Here is a 17,111-nt window from a genome sequence, read left to right on the forward strand (position 1 = left end):
CCAGAGAACGAAATCCCCATGATGATATAATAGAATAAATTTATATTTGTTTGCCCATTTATGGTAGGGGCTAAATTATAAGAAATATTAATGCATTTATCGTTATTTTCAATAAACTCGAGGATTTGATTGTGGTAAGCAAATATCTTTATTATTTTATCTTGATCTGGTTCATAATTTTCATTCATGCCAGCTTTTTTCATGATATTACGCAATCGAGCAATTCTAATCAATTTCATACTTTCTGAATCGTATGGAATCTTACAATCGTTTTCTATGTAACATGTAGATGACGATAATGAAGAAGGAGAGCCATCGCCACTTGGGTAATTAGATCTACTGTTAACCATGATTTATCTCCAGGAATAATGATTTAATATTTTATGAAAAAATATCCCCACGCCTCTCAAGTTAATTTGAATTTAAGTTTCGTTTTATCTCATCACTATTACTTGAAACCCGTAGTGTACGTAATTAAAACTAGCATCTATCCTGAAGGATGCTAAAAAAAAATCAAAAAAATAATTTTACGTGAGGAATGGTTTACATTTTATCAATAGAGAAAAATGCAATGATATTTATAATTAAATCCATTGATTAAAAATGCTAATAATATGCTTTAATTTTGGTGGTTATGATAGCCTTTTTATTCTGAGTTTCTGAGCGAAAAATAATTTAACTTTATCAGATAGATTGACTAAATATCGTTAGGGAGGAACATCATTTTCTATTGATTTTGGATAGGTTGTTTATTGTAACCTTGTTATATAGCACCACAGCAGCCCTTTTTAAATATCTCATTGATAATATCACTTAATTAACTATCTTATATTGTTTTAAGTGTAATAAGTTCTGCAAGTGAAAATGAGTGATTTTCCATATACAAATGATTGTAAGCGGGAACGAATATGAAAATTTACCGCCCATTATGGAGTGATGGTGCCTTTTTAGCTCCACAACAATTTCAGCAGCAGGCTCGTTGGGAATCGTATCTGACGGATACTGTTGCACAATTAGCCATCGCTAACCCCTGGGGCGTATTGGAAGCAGAATTTGATGAAGGCGCATTGGCGATTTCTCGCTTGAATGCAATCAAATTGATCGTTCGTTTTCCTGATGGTTCCGTCATTGATACCGCTATTGCTGATAATCTTCCTCCTGCGGTTGATCTCTCTTCTATTGAAGGAAAAGAAAGTGTTGATATCGTACTTGCCTTGCCTTTATTGCAGGCCAATGGCGGTAATCTGGCACAGGATGGGCATCATGATCGGCCGCGTCGTTACCAGCAGGAATGGGTACCTGTACAAGATTTAATTGGTAACGAAATGACGGATATTGCGATTGAACGTTATGCCATCACTTTGCGTTATGCCCATGAAGAAAATGGGGCTTATCTGGTCTGTCCGGTAACTCGCCTTATTCGTAACTCTCAAGGGCAGTGGACATTTGACCGTCATTTTATTCCACCCATGTTAGCGTGCTCAGCCAGCCAAAGACTTATGGGATCACTGACAGACCTAATGCATCGCCTGAAAGCAAAACGTCGTCGTCTGATGAGTATTCGTCGGGAAAGTAATGAACGGATGGCTGATTTTGCTGTGGCGGATGTTTCACTGTTTTGGTTGCTGAATGCACTGAATAGTGCTGAACCCGTGTTAGCTGAACTCTTAGCAAGCCCGACTCGTCATCCGGAATTACTTTATCGTGAACTGGTTCGTCTGGCGGGTAGTTTGTTGACTTTTTCACTCGAGCATCAACCTGAAGATATTCCTGCCTATCAGCATCTTTCTCCGGGAACTGTTTTCCCACCTTTGTTTGCTTTGCTAAATGAACTGTTAGAGGCGAGTCTGCCTTCCCGGGTTATTCCGATTGAATTGGCGAAAAATGGTCAATTTTGGAAAGGTGATCTCAATGATAGCCGTCTGCGTGAAGAGGCTGATTTTTATCTGTCAGTACGTTCTTCTCTGTCAGCTCACCTGTTACAAACTCAGTTTCCATTGTTATGTAAGGTGGGTAGTCCGGATGAAGTCGCAAATGTGGTTAACGTTGCCCTGAACGGAGTACCACTCAAGGCACTTTCTCACGTTCCGGCAGCGATCCCGATGCGGCTTGAAAATCAGTATTTCGCGTTAGAACTCAATAATATTTCCGCGAAATCCATGCTGGATTCGGGGCATTGTGCTTTTTACGTACCCGGAACTTTGGGTGATGTTCAACTTGAATTATTTGCTGTGCTGCGCTCATGACTAACTTTATACAACCTGACAAAAATCAGAACATAGCTGTAACCATCGATACTCTGTTTGCTGATACTTGGCTTATGGTATGCCAACTGCGTAATGGGGTATCGATCGAAAACGGTAAGGCACTTTATCGCCGAGCCTGTGAACAGATAGATAAAACACGCGAATCTCTGGAGCAGGCCGGTTTTTCCAAATCAGCGGTTGAACATATGTCGTATGCCCAATGTGCGCTATTGGATGAAAGTGTTATGAATCGTGGTGTGCAGGATGAAGGGTACATACAGTGGCTGCAATCACCGCTTCAGACCAAATATTTCAATACGCTGGAAGCAGGGGACAAACTTTGGGATCGCATTCGTACGGTATTACACGAGCCAGCCCCGGATCCGGCTGTTTTGATTTGTTTTCACCGTGTAGTGACCCTGGGATTCAGCGGTAAATATCAAACACCGGAAAATGATCATAGGGAAGATGTTTTGACTGCCTTAACGCGTCAAGTCCCGCCTTACGCACTCGTTGCTTCTCAACCGCGAGTTGTCCAGCCAGCCCGCTATTTTAGCCGTCGTCGGATGTATTGGATAGGCTGGCTCACAGGTGTGATCGCGTTAGGGACATTATGGTGGGGACTCTCAGCATCATTACAGCAACTCGCTCATCAATTGTTTAACCAAGGATAACCCCTCGATGAGAATCTTGTTCAAACAAGGGCTGTGTCTGTTGGCGGTCTTACTGATTTTCTGGCTCATCTGGGGTTTTTGGTCATTAGGAACCGGTATACGTCTGCTTTTATCGTTAATGACATTAGCTGTAGCGGGCTGTTTAATCTTCCGTTGGCGTCATCAGGCGAAACAGTATCAGGAACAGAGTAGCGATTTTAATCACCTTTCTTTACCTGCTGAGGATTTTCGCGGTTCACTGGTGCTGGTATGCGGCTATGCTCAGGGGCTGTTCAGTCAGGGCTCTACTCATCGAGAAGGATTGCAGGGATGGTATCTTGCGACGCCAGAACCAAAATCATTTATTCATACAGTGCAACATATTGCAGAAAACTCTCCAGCGCTTTTAGCCAACCTTTCCGTTATGTTTTGTATTATTCCTGAGCAGTTAAATAATCAGGATAAATTACAGCAATCCGTATTGGAATGGCGGCGAGCACTGGATGAAAGCAGAGAGTGGATTGGTCATCTGCCGCCATTTTGGTTATGTGGTTATCTTAACCCGTTAGTCACATCAGATGCAGTGTTATCTCAGGCAGAAGCAACATGGTTTACCTTACATGACACCACGGCAGGGGTTCAGGTAAGAAGTGCGAGCCAAACAACTCAGCCTTTGTCAGTTTGGTCGGTACCTAAGCAGGGTGAATATCTGACGCATTGTTCTCAAATGGTTTGGTTAGACCAGTTTGTACAATGGCTGAATACACAATTTTTACCTTTACTGTCTTTACCTCAAACGGGGACACCGGTTTTGGCACCTTGTGCAATGGCACTTAATTTTTCGTCATTACAGATAGTGACTGACAATCTCTGGTTACAACAACTAAAAAATACAACGACCTTAACAGTGCCTACGGTTGCAGATATTGCGACTCAGTTACCCTTTCCGGACGTACTTCTGACGCAATTACCCCGAAATAGCCGCCTGACGAATATGGAAATTTATACCGGTATTGCGGGAGCAATGAGTGGTGTTTTCTTACTTCTGGCTTTATTAGCAAGTTATGGGAATAACCGGAATCTATTGACGCAAATACAGGGTGATCTGGTGTTATTTGAACGTTTGGTGGAAGAACCCTCTGAACCGAAGACGCAGGTCTGGAATCAACTGAAAGAAGATGCAACTTTATTATCTGACTGGCATCGCAGAGGAGAACCGCTTTCTCATTCGCTTGGTTTGTATCAGGGACAAAAAGTATTTCTGATTGTACAAGCTGCAATTGCCAGCTGGGCACCACCCACACCGCCAGAGCCTGTCGAATCAACACCACCACCGGTTATGCCTAAAGCTCAGACCGTCAGTTTGGATAGCTTAGCCTTATTCGGTGTGGGTAAATCCACCCTGAAATCAGATGCCACCAAAGTATTGGTAAATGCACTTGTACAAATTAAGGGCAAACCTAATCAGAAAATTGTGATCTCAGGTTATACCGATAACACCGGTAATCCTAAATTTAATCAACAACTCTCCCTTAAACGTGCTGAAGCTGTACGTGACTGGATGCTACAAAATAGTGATATTCCGGCTGCATGTTTTGCGGTGCAGGGGCATGGAGCAGACCAGCCTGTTGCATCCAATGAAACAGAATCTGGCCGTGCAGCGAACCGTCGTGTCGAAATCAGTCTCATGCCGCAGGAGAATGCCTGTCAGGCAGTAGTAACAGTACCTTCACCGGAAGCGAATAAAGGATCTGCTCATATTATGGAGAAATAATTTCGGGGGCATCTTCAGCAGGCGGGAAACCGCCTGTTTTTTTACTTTTATCATCACACTTTTATCAGAACACAGTTTCTCTTAGCGGCTATTTTGCCAATCCTCTGTTTTTGCAAAATTTCAGACGCGGAGGTTTGGCAAAGGGAGCAACAATCAATCTTAGTCACCCTATGGGCCTCGGTTAACGGTTATGGCGGTAGCGTGCCGGAATACCGGGAAGCGCATTCGACAAGCCCAATAAGCGTGACAAGTAAGCCAAGGAGAAAAGAACTATGGAAAATTCATCTGCAATGTTATTGCGCCGGTTAAACCCATACTGCGCACAGGCACTGGAAGCCGCAGCCTCCCTGTGCCAGACACGGGCACATGCTGAAATCACCGTCGAGCACTGGTTGCTCAAAATTCTTGAGCGGGGTGAAAGTGATATCACAGTGCTGGCTCGCCGTTATGAGTGGGATATGGGGGCGTTGTGGCAGTCTCTGTTAGATCATATCGATGCTTATCCCCGAACTGTTCACAGCCGTCCCCAACTTTCTTCCCCATTATTAACTTTGATAAAAAATGCCTGGTTATCTGCTTCACTGGAAGAAGGAGAAGGGCATATCCGTAGCATCCATTTACTTTTTGCTCTGCTGGAAACGCCTTCATTAGTGAGTTGCGAAGGTGCATGGCCTTTGCTGACAGTAGGAACTTCTCAGCTACAACGGCTGCGCCCAGTGCTGGATGCCCAGTCTGAAGAGCGCCCGGAAGTACAGCAACAAGCAATGCTAGGACATGATAACACGACATTCTCTCCGGATTCCCCAACCACTTCTCCCGCGAGAACCACTCCGCTGACCGACAAACCGTTATCCGATGCACTACTGGCTGTACTGGATAAATTCACCTTAGATGTCACTGCGAAAGCTAAAGTCGGCAATATTGACCCCGTTTTTGGTCGTGATGATGAAATCCGCCAGATGATCGACATTCTATCCCGCCGTCGTAAAAATAACCCGATACTGGTGGGAGAGCCGGGAGTCGGTAAAACAGCGCTGGTGGAAGGATTAGCCTTGCGCATTACCGAGGGTAATGTTCCTGAAAGCCTGAAAACGGTCAGCCTGCGTACTCTGGATTTAGGATTATTACAGGCAGGAGCGGGAGTAAAAGGGGAATTTGAACAACGGCTGAAAAATATCATTGATGCTGTTCAACAATCCCCGACGCCAATTCTGCTGTTTATCGATGAAGCTCATACCATTATCGGTGCAGGTAATCAGGCCGGTGGGGCGGATGCTGCCAACCTGCTGAAACCAGCCTTAGCTCGTGGTGAACTACGCACTATCGCAGCAACCACATGGTCGGAATATAAACAGTACTTTGAGCGGGATGCTGCACTGGAACGTCGATTCCAGATTGTCAAAGTAGATGAACCGGATGATGAAAAAGCCAGCCTGATGCTGCGAGGCCTGAAACCTCGTTATGCCAAATATCATGGAGTGCATATTACCGATGATGCAGTGAAAGCCGCAGTGACTTTATCCCGCCGCTACCTGACGGGTCGCCAGTTACCGGATAAAGCGGTTGATCTGTTGGATACCGCTAGCGCGAGGGTCAGAATGAGCCTCGATACCCAGCCAGATGAACTGGTGCGGTTACGCTCATCGCTGGCGGCACTGGATTTAGAAGCGGAAGCATTGCAGGAAGATCACTCTGTCGGTAATGCGGTGGAAGTCAGTCGCCTGATTGATATCACCCAACAACGAGAAGCACTTGAAAACCAACTTCAATTGACTGAAGCACAATACCAGCAAGAAAAAGCGCTGACTGAACAGTTACTGGATTGTCGTCAGTCAGGGAGTAACGCCGGAGAAAATGCCCGGCTGCAACAACAACTGGCAGAAATTCAGAACGGAGCACCGTTACTGGGGTTGGATGTAGATGTGCGCACGGTTGCTACTGTTATTGCTGACTGGACGGGCGTTCCACTATCCAGTCTGATGAAAGATGAACAGGCCGATCTATTGTCACTGGAACAGCATCTGGAAAAACGGGTTGTTGGCCAATCTGCTGCCTTGGAAAGTATGGCCCAACGCTTGCGGGCTGCGAAAACCGGGCTGGCATCGGAAAACGGGCCGTTGGGGGTATTTTTGCTGGTGGGGTCGAGTGGAATTGGCAAAACCGAGACAGCATTGGCGCTGGCAGACAGTCTGTTCGGTGGCGAAAAATCGCTGATAACGATCAACCTATCGGAATATCAGGAACCGCATACAGTCAGCCAGCTTAAAGGTTCACCACCGGGTTATGTGGGTTATGGTCAGGGAGGAATTCTGACCGAGGCAGTACGCAAACGACCTTACAGCGTAGTGTTGTTGGATGAAGTAGAAAAAGCACATCGTGATGTGATGAACCTGTTCTATCAAGTGTTTGACTGTGGTTTTATGCGTGACGGAGAAGGTCGGGAAATTGATTTTCGTAATACCGTTATCGTCATGACTTCTAATCTCGGTAGTGATCATTTGATACAGTTACTGGACGAACAGCCAGAATCGACGGATAGCACACTGCATGAATTGTTGCGGCCGATACTACGTGAACACTTCCAGCCAGCATTATTAGCGCGTTTTCAAACTGTCATTTACCGTCCGCTGGGAGCACAAGCGCTGCGTACCATCGTGGAGATGAAACTGGCACAGGTAGCAAAACGTCTGAAACTGCATTACCGACTGGACTGTGTAGTAGAAGAATCTCTGTATAACACGCTGGTGGAAGCCTGCCTGCTACCAGATACAGGCGCACGTAATATTGATAGCCTGCTGAACCAGCAAATTCTGCCGGTACTGAGCCAACAACTGCTGATGCGTCAGGCTACTCAACAGGCAGCTAATACATTAACGCTGGGTTATGACGAGGAAGGTATCACGCTGACGTTTGATAAAGAGATCTTATCAGGGGAGGATAGGTCATGAATTTATTAGATACTCCTAAAAAAGCAGGAACAGTGTTGGCAAATACCCTGAACCGCTACACTCTGGGAATTCAGGGCTGTGATGCTGTACTGGATGTAGAGGATTTTACCGGACGTGAAGCCATGAGCGATACCTATCGCTACCGCATTGCCTTCACCAGCTCAGAGCAGGATATTCAGCCACAACAGATGTTGCGTCGCAGTGCTACATTCACCCTGCGAACACTGGGCGAAACTGTCTTTGGTATCAACACGCCACCAAAGACACAGCGTGTAGTGCATGGTGTTGTAACGGATTTTAAACGATTGGGAGGCTCCCGTGATGAAGCCCAGTACCAGATCATTCTGGAGCCGAAATTTGCTCTGCTACGCAATCAAAAACGTTCTTACCGTTTCTTCCTGAATAAATCCGTACCGGAAATCGTCGAAGAAATTTTACGGGAACATAATTTCAAGGGATGGGAATTTGAATTTAACCTGAAAAACACCTACCCGAAACGGGAACAAATCAATCAGGTCAATGAAAGTGATCGGGAGTTTATCGAACGCTTGCTATCGGAGCTGGGAATTTTCTACACCTTCCGTTTACAACCGGATACACAAACAGAAGTTATGCATTTTGGTGATAAACAGCGATGTTATGAATACGGTAAAACACTACCGTTGAATAGCCCGTCAGGGATGAATGATAACAATGAGGCTTCCATTTGGGGGCTGACCCAGCGCCATCAGGTAGTTGAACATTCTGTTCAGACCAAAGATTATAACTTTCGTACCGCACAGCATATTCTGAATTCGGCACAGGCTGATATGACCCGTGGCGACGGTGAAGAAATCACCTATGGTGATGTCAATTACTATAAACTTCGCCATCTGACGACAGGGGATAAACTTTCACCTGAACCAGAAACCGCTAACTTTTGGGCACAGCTTGACCACGAGCGTTTCCTGTCACGTCAGACCCTGCTGTACGGGCAGAGCACGGATCCAACTTTGATGGCGGGACAAGTTTTGGAAATTGAAGACAGAACCTTGCCATCTACCTTGCCAGCCGCGTTCCAATCCAAAATCTTAATGACTCAACTGCGTTTCACCGGCAGCCGGGCAGAAGCGTTACTAGTTAAAATCACAGCAGTACCGTACACCGAGGGCCTGTGCTGGCGTCCGTCATTAAAACCGCGTCCGGTTATCAGTGGCACACTGACTGCTCGCGTAACCAGCCCCATAGCCAATGATCCCTATGCTCACCAGAATCTGGATGGATTGTACTGGGTTAAATTCGATGCAGACAGTGATCAGAAAAAGAAAGGTTATGAAAGCATGCCAGTGAGGTTGGCGAAACCTTATGGCGGCGATACATACGGTTTTCACTTTCCTCTGATTCAGGGCACGGAAGTAGCGATAGCCTTCCATGAAGGCGATCCTGATCGGCCTTACATTGCTCATGCGCTACATGACTCCTACCACCCGGATCACATTACCGCCCGTAACCGTACACGCAACGTCATTCGCACCCCGACCAATAATAAACTGCGCATGGAAGACCGCCGTGGTCAGGAACATATCAAACTGAGCACGGAATATGGCGGTAAAAGTCAGCTTAATCTGGGGCATCTTGTTGACTCAAATGAGAAGAAACGAGGTGACGGTTTTGAACTACGTACCGATAGTTGGGGCGCAATTCGGGCGGGGAGAGGGTTGTTTATCAGTGCAGACGAACAGGAGCGAGCATTTGGTGAACAACTGGATCTGACCCAGATAAAACAGCAGTTAGCTGATGCTCTAGATATGGCTGAGTCATTGTCAAATATTATGCGAATGGCGCAAATAGAGCCATTAGATACCAACAATCAGGAACGCTTTTTGGAAGGTTACATTGATGGCATCAATGAGCCTGTGATTGCAGCAAGTGCGCCGGGGGGAATTGCATTATCAACACCTAACCACATTCAACACAGTGCCAACAACAACATTGTGCTGACATCAGGCAGAAATACCGAAATTTCTGCCCTGAAACGCATTGCAATAGCAGCCAAAAAAGCGGTTTCTATTCTGGCCCATGAATTAGGTATGAAATTAGTCGCAGTGGCAGGAAAACTTGAGATTCAGGCTCAGACTGATGCGCTGGAAATCACAGCCAAGAAAAATATCAGTATTACGAGTACCGATGATGAAATTATTATCTCAGCCAAAAAGAAAATCACATTTGAGTGCGGTGGCTCTTATATCACGATTGATCCGACTAAGATAGAAAGTGGCACAGAAGGCGATTTCAAAGTACAGAGTGCAAACTTCGACTACGCAGGGCCAGCAACAATCAGTGTGCCACACCCTAATTTTACCGCCTGTGAAACTCTGTCATCAGAAGCAGCAGGCCGTGGTGATGCAACTGTTCCCTTAAGCTAAGGTATTACTATGTACGCAACTTATCTACCAGAATCCCTTCCTCTGGAAAACCACCGATATGCCCTAATTGACAGGGCATTATTTCCTGAACTTGATGATGAATTACCGGTTATCGAAGTTGTCTCACCTTTATTAGCTCCGCAGGCAGAATTATACCCATGGCTAATTTCTATGCATGAACTGTCACCGACGCAATGGGTAAATCTATTTTCCGCTATCAATAAATCGATAGAAGAACAGAGACAACCGATGGTTTCCTTATTTTTTGACAGTGAATTACCACCGGAAGAAATGAAAAAGCGGTTGGTACATGGGTTATATATTCAGGATAAATCAAGAAAAGGATTTATCTTGCGCTATTACGATCCCAGAGTTTTATTTAATTTATCATGGATATGGGATATCAATACCTTCCGTCACCAATTATCAGTTGATGCTATTAAGCATTGGACATTTTATTTGGCCGATAAATGGAATACGCTTTCATTCTCGCAGGAAGAAGCTTATCAGATTGCACCCGCGAACATTCAGATTAGCCGAATTCATAGAATTGGTATGATTAATCAGGTGCTGGCAAAAATGCCACCAATTTATGATGTTAAAGAACGTAAAAAAATCAGCATGGAGATTGAAGGATTATTTCAGGTGGCGACTGAGAGATTTAAATTAACTCATAGGAATGATTTGATTGCATTTGCACTTTATGGCGTGACAGTGAATTTGATGTTTTATGAACATAAATATTTTAAAGCATTATTGGTGGATGGCACTGAGTATGAAGAATATTTTTCCAGAGTAATGTTGAATGTTAATGATCCAAAGCTGGCGAAAGTAAAAGATGAACTATTGAAAATTAATGAAGATCATTGATGTTATATCTTACGGTATAGATATTATTAATATTAAATCAATTCTATTGAATAAGGAAATATGAGTTATGGATACAGAATTAGGTTGTGGTTTTTGTCAGCGTAACGGATTACCTGTATTTTTGGCTAGGCCTGCAATTATGGATAAATCTGATGGATTACCGAGATTGCATCCGAGCTACCATGCAAGTATGCCAGTAGGAGAAGCAGGAGCAGCGATGTATACAGCCCGTATATTACGAGAAGGTTTTTTGTACGTCTATTATGAAAAATCAAACCAATGGGAAAGTTATACGATTGATTCTGAAGGGCACTATTATCTTCATCCTGACACAGGTGGCTCACCGCAGTGCTTAAATTCGGATAGAAAAACAGTTTGTATGGATAACCCGAGTAAAGTAGCCAGAGCTTCTTTTATTACTGTGTACATTATGCCAAGGCAGGAAAATGGTGTTGTTTGGTTTGCATGGTCGGATGCACCCTGGTCAGAGGAAATTAAAAAGCAGCACGAAAATAAAGAACATCGAATTAAAAATATGCAGAATTTTGATGTGGATGCATGGTTAAGAAATGATTTAAATAACATTAAAAATGCAACTTTTTTGAGTGAAATAAAAAGTACCATAGCCGAATTTAATAAAAATTACAATAAAATTTATCATCGAGAAAACATTAGAATTCCAAAAGTATTTGATGCAAAGAAATTATTTAAAGATATAAAAGTAAATTATTCAGATTTCAATGCAGAGATTGAAGAAAAAGCAGATAATATTATTAATGAAGCTAACCAGATATTTGATAACAAAGGAGCTATAATTTTTTTATCAGATCCGGTTGGAATTCTTAAAGAAATTTCATTACTTTGTAACTATCTTATTAAAGATAAATTCCCAAGTGATCCAAAGCACGCTAGGGGATTGGCATTATCATCAATGTTATCGGGACTAAAGCAAAATATTTGCAATCAAAAAAGAGCAGACATAGAGGAGGTTAATGTTTCATATGAGCAAAATATTTTAAAATCAAATGACAATCAATGGTTACAAGAGAGGGGAATGAAGCATAATTTTAAGAGAAGGAGTAATGCTGAAATTGAAGAGTCAGTTAAGAAAAAGAGAGAGGAGAACATCAAGACGCTGGATGAAAAAGTCGATAAATTTTGGAATGAAAACTATGAAAAATATATAGACAGAGATAAAGAAAAAACATTTTTAGAAAATTATAACAACGATTTATTTATCTATATGGAGGATATTATCTCCCCGATGATTGATATGCATTTAGATTGGTTGGAAAGCGATGAAATAAAATCAAGATTTATGCTTAATTATAATCAGAATGATAATGTTTGTTCTTTGATGTATGTCCAAGCAGTGACTGATTGCATAAATGGGATGACAGATAAAAAAGAAATTACAGATTTTCTTTTTGATAAATTACAACAAGAGAAAATTAATATTGATAATTATATACTAAGGGCTTTGGTGGGGAATAATAACACTTTGATCCAGCAGATAAATGTTGAAGTCAGTTTTGCAACGGATTATGCAAGCTTACCATGGAATAAAATATTTGATGGTATTTCTGATAGTATAGGTCAGCTTGGCCCTCTAATGGAAAAAATAGAGGTCTATGTTTCTAAGATGGCAAGCGTATTCCTTCATTTAGTAAATAAGTTTATTGATCATTCTCCAAAGCCTGTGTTAGCTGTTTTAATAGTTAAAGATGGACGTAAAATAGAAAAAATCCTATTTGAAGGTACAGAGAGGGAATTAAACAAAGCAATGACAAAAAGGATAGCAGAAATCACTAGTATGGGTGATCAGGAATCCATGAGAAAAATGGAACGTTATACTAGTAGAAGAATGAAAGAACTGAGAATTGTAGATAGTAAAATGGATAAAAAAATAACACGAGAATTTAATGTCCTGATAGATATAACCCAAGCTGAAAAAATCGATAATTTGCCCCTTCCTCGTGATGCTAAAATAAGAGAGAGTGCTCTAGTAATAACCACAGGAGATGAATTAAGAAAACGAGTTTTTGATGGGAAACCATACAAAAAATTTAATGATGCTGTTATTGGTGTAGAAAGAGCTCTTACTAATGAAAGGAGTGGTATTGTAGCAAGTTATAATAATGAACGTGTCCAAAAAAAATTAAATGACACTCAATTTCGGGGAGTCACATCATCATTTATTTTTCAGGCATATGCATTAGCTACAACATTCGATGGAAGGTCAAAAAGCTTCGAAAATAAAACCAAATATTATGCAAACGCTATTGGTGCTATAGGAACATTGGCAGATGGTCTTGAGACTATTTTTCAAAAATGGGGTAATCATCGGTATATAGCAAATTTACCTCTCAATTTAGGAACTGCTACGAGTTTAAAAGTATACACAAAGGCTTTTGGTTGGATTAGTCGAGGCTGCGCTTTTGCAGCAGTAGTTGGTGCTGTGTGGGATATTTATCATGGTATCGATGAGATTATCAATAGGGATATTAGTGATAGAAAATTAGCTACGGCATATTTAGTATCAGGAGTGACTAGCTTGGTACTTGTGGGGGTGGCTATCAAATGGCAGTTATTATTAACATTATTGGGGCCAATGGGTATAATCATATGCACTTTAGCGTTTTTTGGTTCTGCTATCTATATCCTTACACAAGATAAGGATAAAATACAAAAATGGCTGTTAGCATGCCAGTGGAGAAAAATTCCTGAGGGAGAAACTGGTGTTCCCCATATGTGGGCAGATGGCTTACAAGAAGCAAAGGCATATGAGTCAGACGTGCTGAGGTAATAGAAGTAAAAAATAAATTAGTAGGAAAAAATGTAATTATTTCAGATGTAATGGAATGGATTAGGAGTGATATTACATGTCAATGTATAAAGGGTTATTTACCCCCTATGACTTTAATCGGTCGTTAACTGAACAGGAAATGGCCCACCAACTTCATCAATGGAGTCCTCACCCTGAATTTCCTCTTGTTAATGATAATAATACGGTGATTAAAATGAATTCAACGTATATGGAAGTTGTTGACAGATACTATGGACCTAAAGGATTTCCTAGCTTAATGATGGGGGTTCCTGCTATGGTTCTAATTGGTGGGTTTATTTTAATTTGTGCTATCGCTTTTAATCGTTCTATCTTATCTGATACATATCATTGGAATTTCAATGATATTTTATGGGGAGGGATATTTTCGGCTATATTTATTTTTGGTATATGGTTTTGTTTAAGTATTACCCTAAAAGAATGGTTCAGAAAAACCCATTACCCTATTCGATTTAATCGAAAAACAAAAATGGTCCATGTTTATCAGATTGATGGCACTATTTTATCCGTACCATGGAGCAAGATCTTTTTTACATGTTATGATGGTGTCAGTAAAACAAGTGATATGAGAGGATGGGGAATTGATGGCCATATTCTGGCGGAAGATAATATTACAGTATTGAAAACATTCAGTTTACCTTATTATAGCCATTGGGAAGATCTTTCAAGTTATTGGGAGTTTATCCGTTGTTATATGGAAGAAGATGTATTGGAAGATCTTGCTAAAACTATTTATATGTGTCCTCCGGTTGCGAATAGAAAGGAAGGTTATATCTTTGGTCTTCAATATCAATTTCGTTATTCATCTAAGATAGAATATATTAGATTATTGGGGCTCCCATTCACATTAATGGAAAATTTTTCCCGTTATATCTCTATGCTAACCAGTAAAATTCCACAATGGCCAGAGGAAGTTGAAAATTCCTGTGAAATTAACCCTGATGATCCGATTGATGTAAGTTATAAAACTCGTAACTCTAACTTATGGAGATATACCTTTGCCTGTATGACTGAGGAAGATTATAAACAAAAAATGGAAGCTGTAGAACGTATAAGAAAAAAATTAGCAATACGTTATAAAGAAAATTATTAATCATATATTTGGGCATGAATTTAATCCGTTTTCTGCATTAAATTCATGTCTAATCGGTTACATAATAATGCCAATGAATTTTTTAGTAAAATCATCATGTCACATTTAACAGGATTATATACTCCTTATTCAGTTAACCGGCCGTTAACTCAACAAGAAAAAATAGATCAGTTGCATCAAGGTAAACCACATTGTGAGAGTAAATTTATCAGAGATGGAGATACTGTCATTAAAATGAATTCAACCTATCTGGAAACAGTTGATAGGTATTATGCTGATAAAGGAAATGCAAGCTTAGTTACTTTTGTTATTTTTATGGCTATTTCAGGATTGCTTTTATATGGATATTTGATTCTTTTTGAACGCTATATTTTTTCAGAAGAGGATTTTGCTAAAAGATATGATGTTATGATTCTCACTGCAATTTTTTCTCCGGCATTATATTTTTGTCTGAAATTAACATTAAAAGAATGGTTCAAAAAGACGCACTATCCTATTCGTTTTAATAGAAAAAATAAGATGATATATGTCTACCAAGTTAGCGGTAATATATTATCTATCTCTTGGAATAAAGTGTTTTTTATTTATGCTAAAGGAAAGGGGGCGTTTCCATAGTGGGGTATTGATGGGTATATATTGGCAGAGGATAAGAAAACTGTATTACAAACATTTAGCTTAGGTTATTACGGTAGCAGACGTGACCTGTCAGGTTACTGGGAGTTTATCCGATGTTATATGGAGGAAGATGTTGTAAAAGAATTAGCTGAAACTATTATTATGTGTCCTCCGATAGCAGATCGAAAAGAAGGCTACAAATTTGGATTACTGTATAGTTTTCGCTTATGTTCAAGATTCGATTGGATCCGCTTTATTGTATTACCGATAATCCTATTGGAGTCAGTATCTCGCTATATTGCTATGCGAACAAGCAAAATCCTTCAATGGACAAATGAAGTTGAGAAGGCTTGTCTGATTTCTCCCAATGATAATGTTGATGTTAGTTATAAAAATAATATCCCAGATTTATGGCGGTATACATTCGCTAACCAAAAGCTAGATAGCTATATTAAGCTGTATAGAAAGAAGAAAAGAGCGGCAAGACGTATAGATAAGATAGTTTCTAAGCGTACTGAAACTCAGGGAAAATAGGTTTAAAAATATCTACTTTGATGCTTATGGAAAATTAGGATTTACATTATGTCAATTTACAAGGGATTATTTACCCCTTATTTACTTAATCGCAAGCTGACTGAACAAGAAAAAAGAGATCGGCTTTGCCAAGGCCAGCCACATCCTGACAACCCATTGGTTACTAATGATGATACAGTGATTAAGATGAACTCAACGTATCTGGAAACAATTGATAGATATTATACATTCAAAGGTTTTCCTAGCCTTATATCATTTTTGATGACCATTGTTTTTCTTATAGGCCTAATTTGTTTTTCCATTACTTCCTTTTTAAGGCATGTTCTACGTGATGAACCGTTAGAATCTGGTGATTCTTATCTTATAGTGTTTTGTATTATTTTTTTATTTTTTACTGTATGTGCCACTTCGAGCGTTTTTTTAAAAGAGTGGTTTAGAAAAACCCATTATCCTATACGATTTAATCGAAAAACACAGATGGTATATGTTTATCAAGTGAATGGGACTGTTTTAGTAGCACCTTGGAGTGATATTTTTTTTACGCTTTATGAAGGAAAAGGGATAGGACTGGGATGGGGAATTGATGGTCATATTCTTGCAGATGATAAAGAAACTGTATTGCAGACATTCAGTTTAGGAATTTACGATAGCAAAGTTAACATTCCGGGTTATTGGGAATTTATTCGCTGCTATATGGAAGAAGATGTACTGGATGAACTGCCTAAAACTATTTTTTTATGCCATCCAATTTCGGAAAAAAAAGAAAGCTATATTTATGGTCTTCAGTACATTCTCCGCGTTGATACTAAATGGGATTGGTTCTATAAATTACTACTTGTTCCATACTATCTGTTGGAATCATTCTCTCGGTATATTGCAATGCAAACCAGTAAAATACCTCAGTGGCCAGAAGAGGTTGAGGAAAAGTGTGAGGTTGCAGTTGATGATCCAGTTAATGTGAGCTATAAAAATAATATTCCATATGTATGGCGATATTTTTTAGCTAATTTGAAAATGAAAGATCATTTAAAATATCATAAGCAGCAAATGAAAGCGGTACAGCGTATAAAAAGACGAGTAACTAAGCGACATAAAATACAAAACACATAGTTGTATATAGGTATGCAT

The 17,111-nt window shown here is 40.6% G+C and carries 10 protein-coding genes and 1 pseudogene; 10 read left to right on the forward strand and 1 reads right to left on the reverse strand.

All coding sequences use genetic code 11. From position 1 onward, the window contains the following. Positions 1 to 350: hypothetical protein (locus AACX68_RS19910; protein ID WP_228860285.1), on the reverse strand; the 350-nt coding region annotated here is incomplete at its 3' end. A gap of 558 nt (positions 351 to 908) precedes the next feature. Between AACX68_RS19910 and tssK the strand changes: the two genes are divergently transcribed. From tssK to AACX68_RS19965, 10 genes and pseudogenes are all read left to right on the forward strand, one after another. Next, a complete protein-coding gene (tssK, locus tag AACX68_RS19915; RefSeq protein ID WP_228860286.1) occupies positions 909 to 2,246 on the forward strand; it encodes a type VI secretion system baseplate subunit TssK in 1,338 nt (445 codons plus the stop codon). After that, positions 2,243 to 2,920 carry a type VI secretion system protein TssL, short form gene (tssL, locus tag AACX68_RS19920; protein ID WP_228860287.1) on the forward strand — a complete coding sequence of 226 codons (678 nt, stop codon included), beginning with the start codon at positions 2,243 to 2,245 and terminating at the stop codon, positions 2,918 to 2,920. The genes tssK and tssL overlap by 4 nt, the downstream gene beginning before the upstream one ends. A 7-nt stretch (positions 2,921 to 2,927) precedes the next feature. Next, the gene (locus AACX68_RS19925) at positions 2,928 to 4,673 is read left to right on the forward strand and encodes an OmpA family protein (RefSeq protein ID WP_228860288.1); all 1,746 of its coding nucleotides are present in this window, start codon (positions 2,928 to 2,930) and stop codon (positions 4,671 to 4,673) included. Between the two features lie 272 nt (positions 4,674 to 4,945). Next, a complete protein-coding gene (tssH, locus tag AACX68_RS19930) occupies positions 4,946 to 7,621 on the forward strand; it encodes a type VI secretion system ATPase TssH (RefSeq protein ID WP_228860289.1) in 2,676 nt (891 codons plus the stop codon). Continuing rightward, positions 7,618 to 10,026: a type VI secretion system Vgr family protein gene (locus AACX68_RS19935; RefSeq protein WP_228860290.1), complete on the forward strand. Its 2,409-nt coding sequence runs from the start codon at positions 7,618 to 7,620 to the stop codon at positions 10,024 to 10,026. Before tssH ends, AACX68_RS19935 begins: the two co-directional genes overlap by 4 nt. A 9-nt stretch (positions 10,027 to 10,035) precedes the next feature. Next, positions 10,036 to 10,896: a DUF4123 domain-containing protein gene (locus AACX68_RS19940; protein WP_228860291.1), complete on the forward strand. Its 861-nt coding sequence runs from the start codon at positions 10,036 to 10,038 to the stop codon at positions 10,894 to 10,896. Between the two features lie 67 nt (positions 10,897 to 10,963). After that, complete coding sequence (locus tag AACX68_RS19945; protein WP_228860292.1) at positions 10,964 to 13,702, forward strand: T6SS effector BTH_I2691 family protein; 2,739 nt, start codon at positions 10,964 to 10,966, stop codon at positions 13,700 to 13,702. A gap of 76 nt (positions 13,703 to 13,778) precedes the next feature. Beyond that, positions 13,779 to 14,834, forward strand: a complete 1,056-nt coding sequence (locus AACX68_RS19950; protein WP_228860293.1) for a DUF6708 domain-containing protein — start codon at positions 13,779 to 13,781, stop codon at positions 14,832 to 14,834. A gap of 315 nt (positions 14,835 to 15,149) precedes the next feature. Next, positions 15,150 to 15,983 (forward strand): annotated as a pseudogene (locus AACX68_RS20230) (DUF6708 domain-containing protein). A 48-nt stretch (positions 15,984 to 16,031) separates the two neighbouring features. Then, entirely contained in the window at positions 16,032 to 17,093 is a 1,062-nt protein-coding gene (locus AACX68_RS19965) for a DUF6708 domain-containing protein (RefSeq protein WP_228860296.1), read from the forward strand. The last annotated feature ends 18 nt before the right edge of the window (positions 17,094 to 17,111 follow it).

Source organism: Xenorhabdus sp. PB61.4 (assembly GCF_963894935.1).
Classification (GTDB): domain Bacteria; phylum Pseudomonadota; class Gammaproteobacteria; order Enterobacterales; family Enterobacteriaceae; genus Xenorhabdus; species Xenorhabdus stockiae.

Bases quoted from the DNA above. Each gene is read 5' to 3' on its own strand.
- AACX68_RS19950 (WP_228860293.1), top strand. From the start codon at position 13,779: ATGTCAATGTATAAAGGGTTATTTACCCCCTATGACTTTAATCGGTCG.
- AACX68_RS19925 (WP_228860288.1), top strand. From the start codon at position 2,928: ATGAGAATCTTGTTCAAACAAGGGCTGTGTCTGTTGGCGGTCTTACTG.
- AACX68_RS19940 (WP_228860291.1), top strand. From the start codon at position 10,036: ATGTACGCAACTTATCTACCAGAATCCCTTCCTCTGGAAAACCACCGA.
- tssL (WP_228860287.1), top strand. From the start codon at position 2,243: ATGACTAACTTTATACAACCTGACAAAAATCAGAACATAGCTGTAACC.
- tssH (WP_228860289.1), top strand. From the start codon at position 4,946: ATGGAAAATTCATCTGCAATGTTATTGCGCCGGTTAAACCCATACTGC.
- tssK (WP_228860286.1), top strand. From the start codon at position 909: ATGAAAATTTACCGCCCATTATGGAGTGATGGTGCCTTTTTAGCTCCA.
- AACX68_RS19945 (WP_228860292.1), top strand. From the start codon at position 10,964: ATGGATACAGAATTAGGTTGTGGTTTTTGTCAGCGTAACGGATTACCT.
- AACX68_RS19965 (WP_228860296.1), top strand. From the start codon at position 16,032: ATGTCAATTTACAAGGGATTATTTACCCCTTATTTACTTAATCGCAAG.
- AACX68_RS19935 (WP_228860290.1), top strand. From the start codon at position 7,618: ATGAATTTATTAGATACTCCTAAAAAAGCAGGAACAGTGTTGGCAAAT.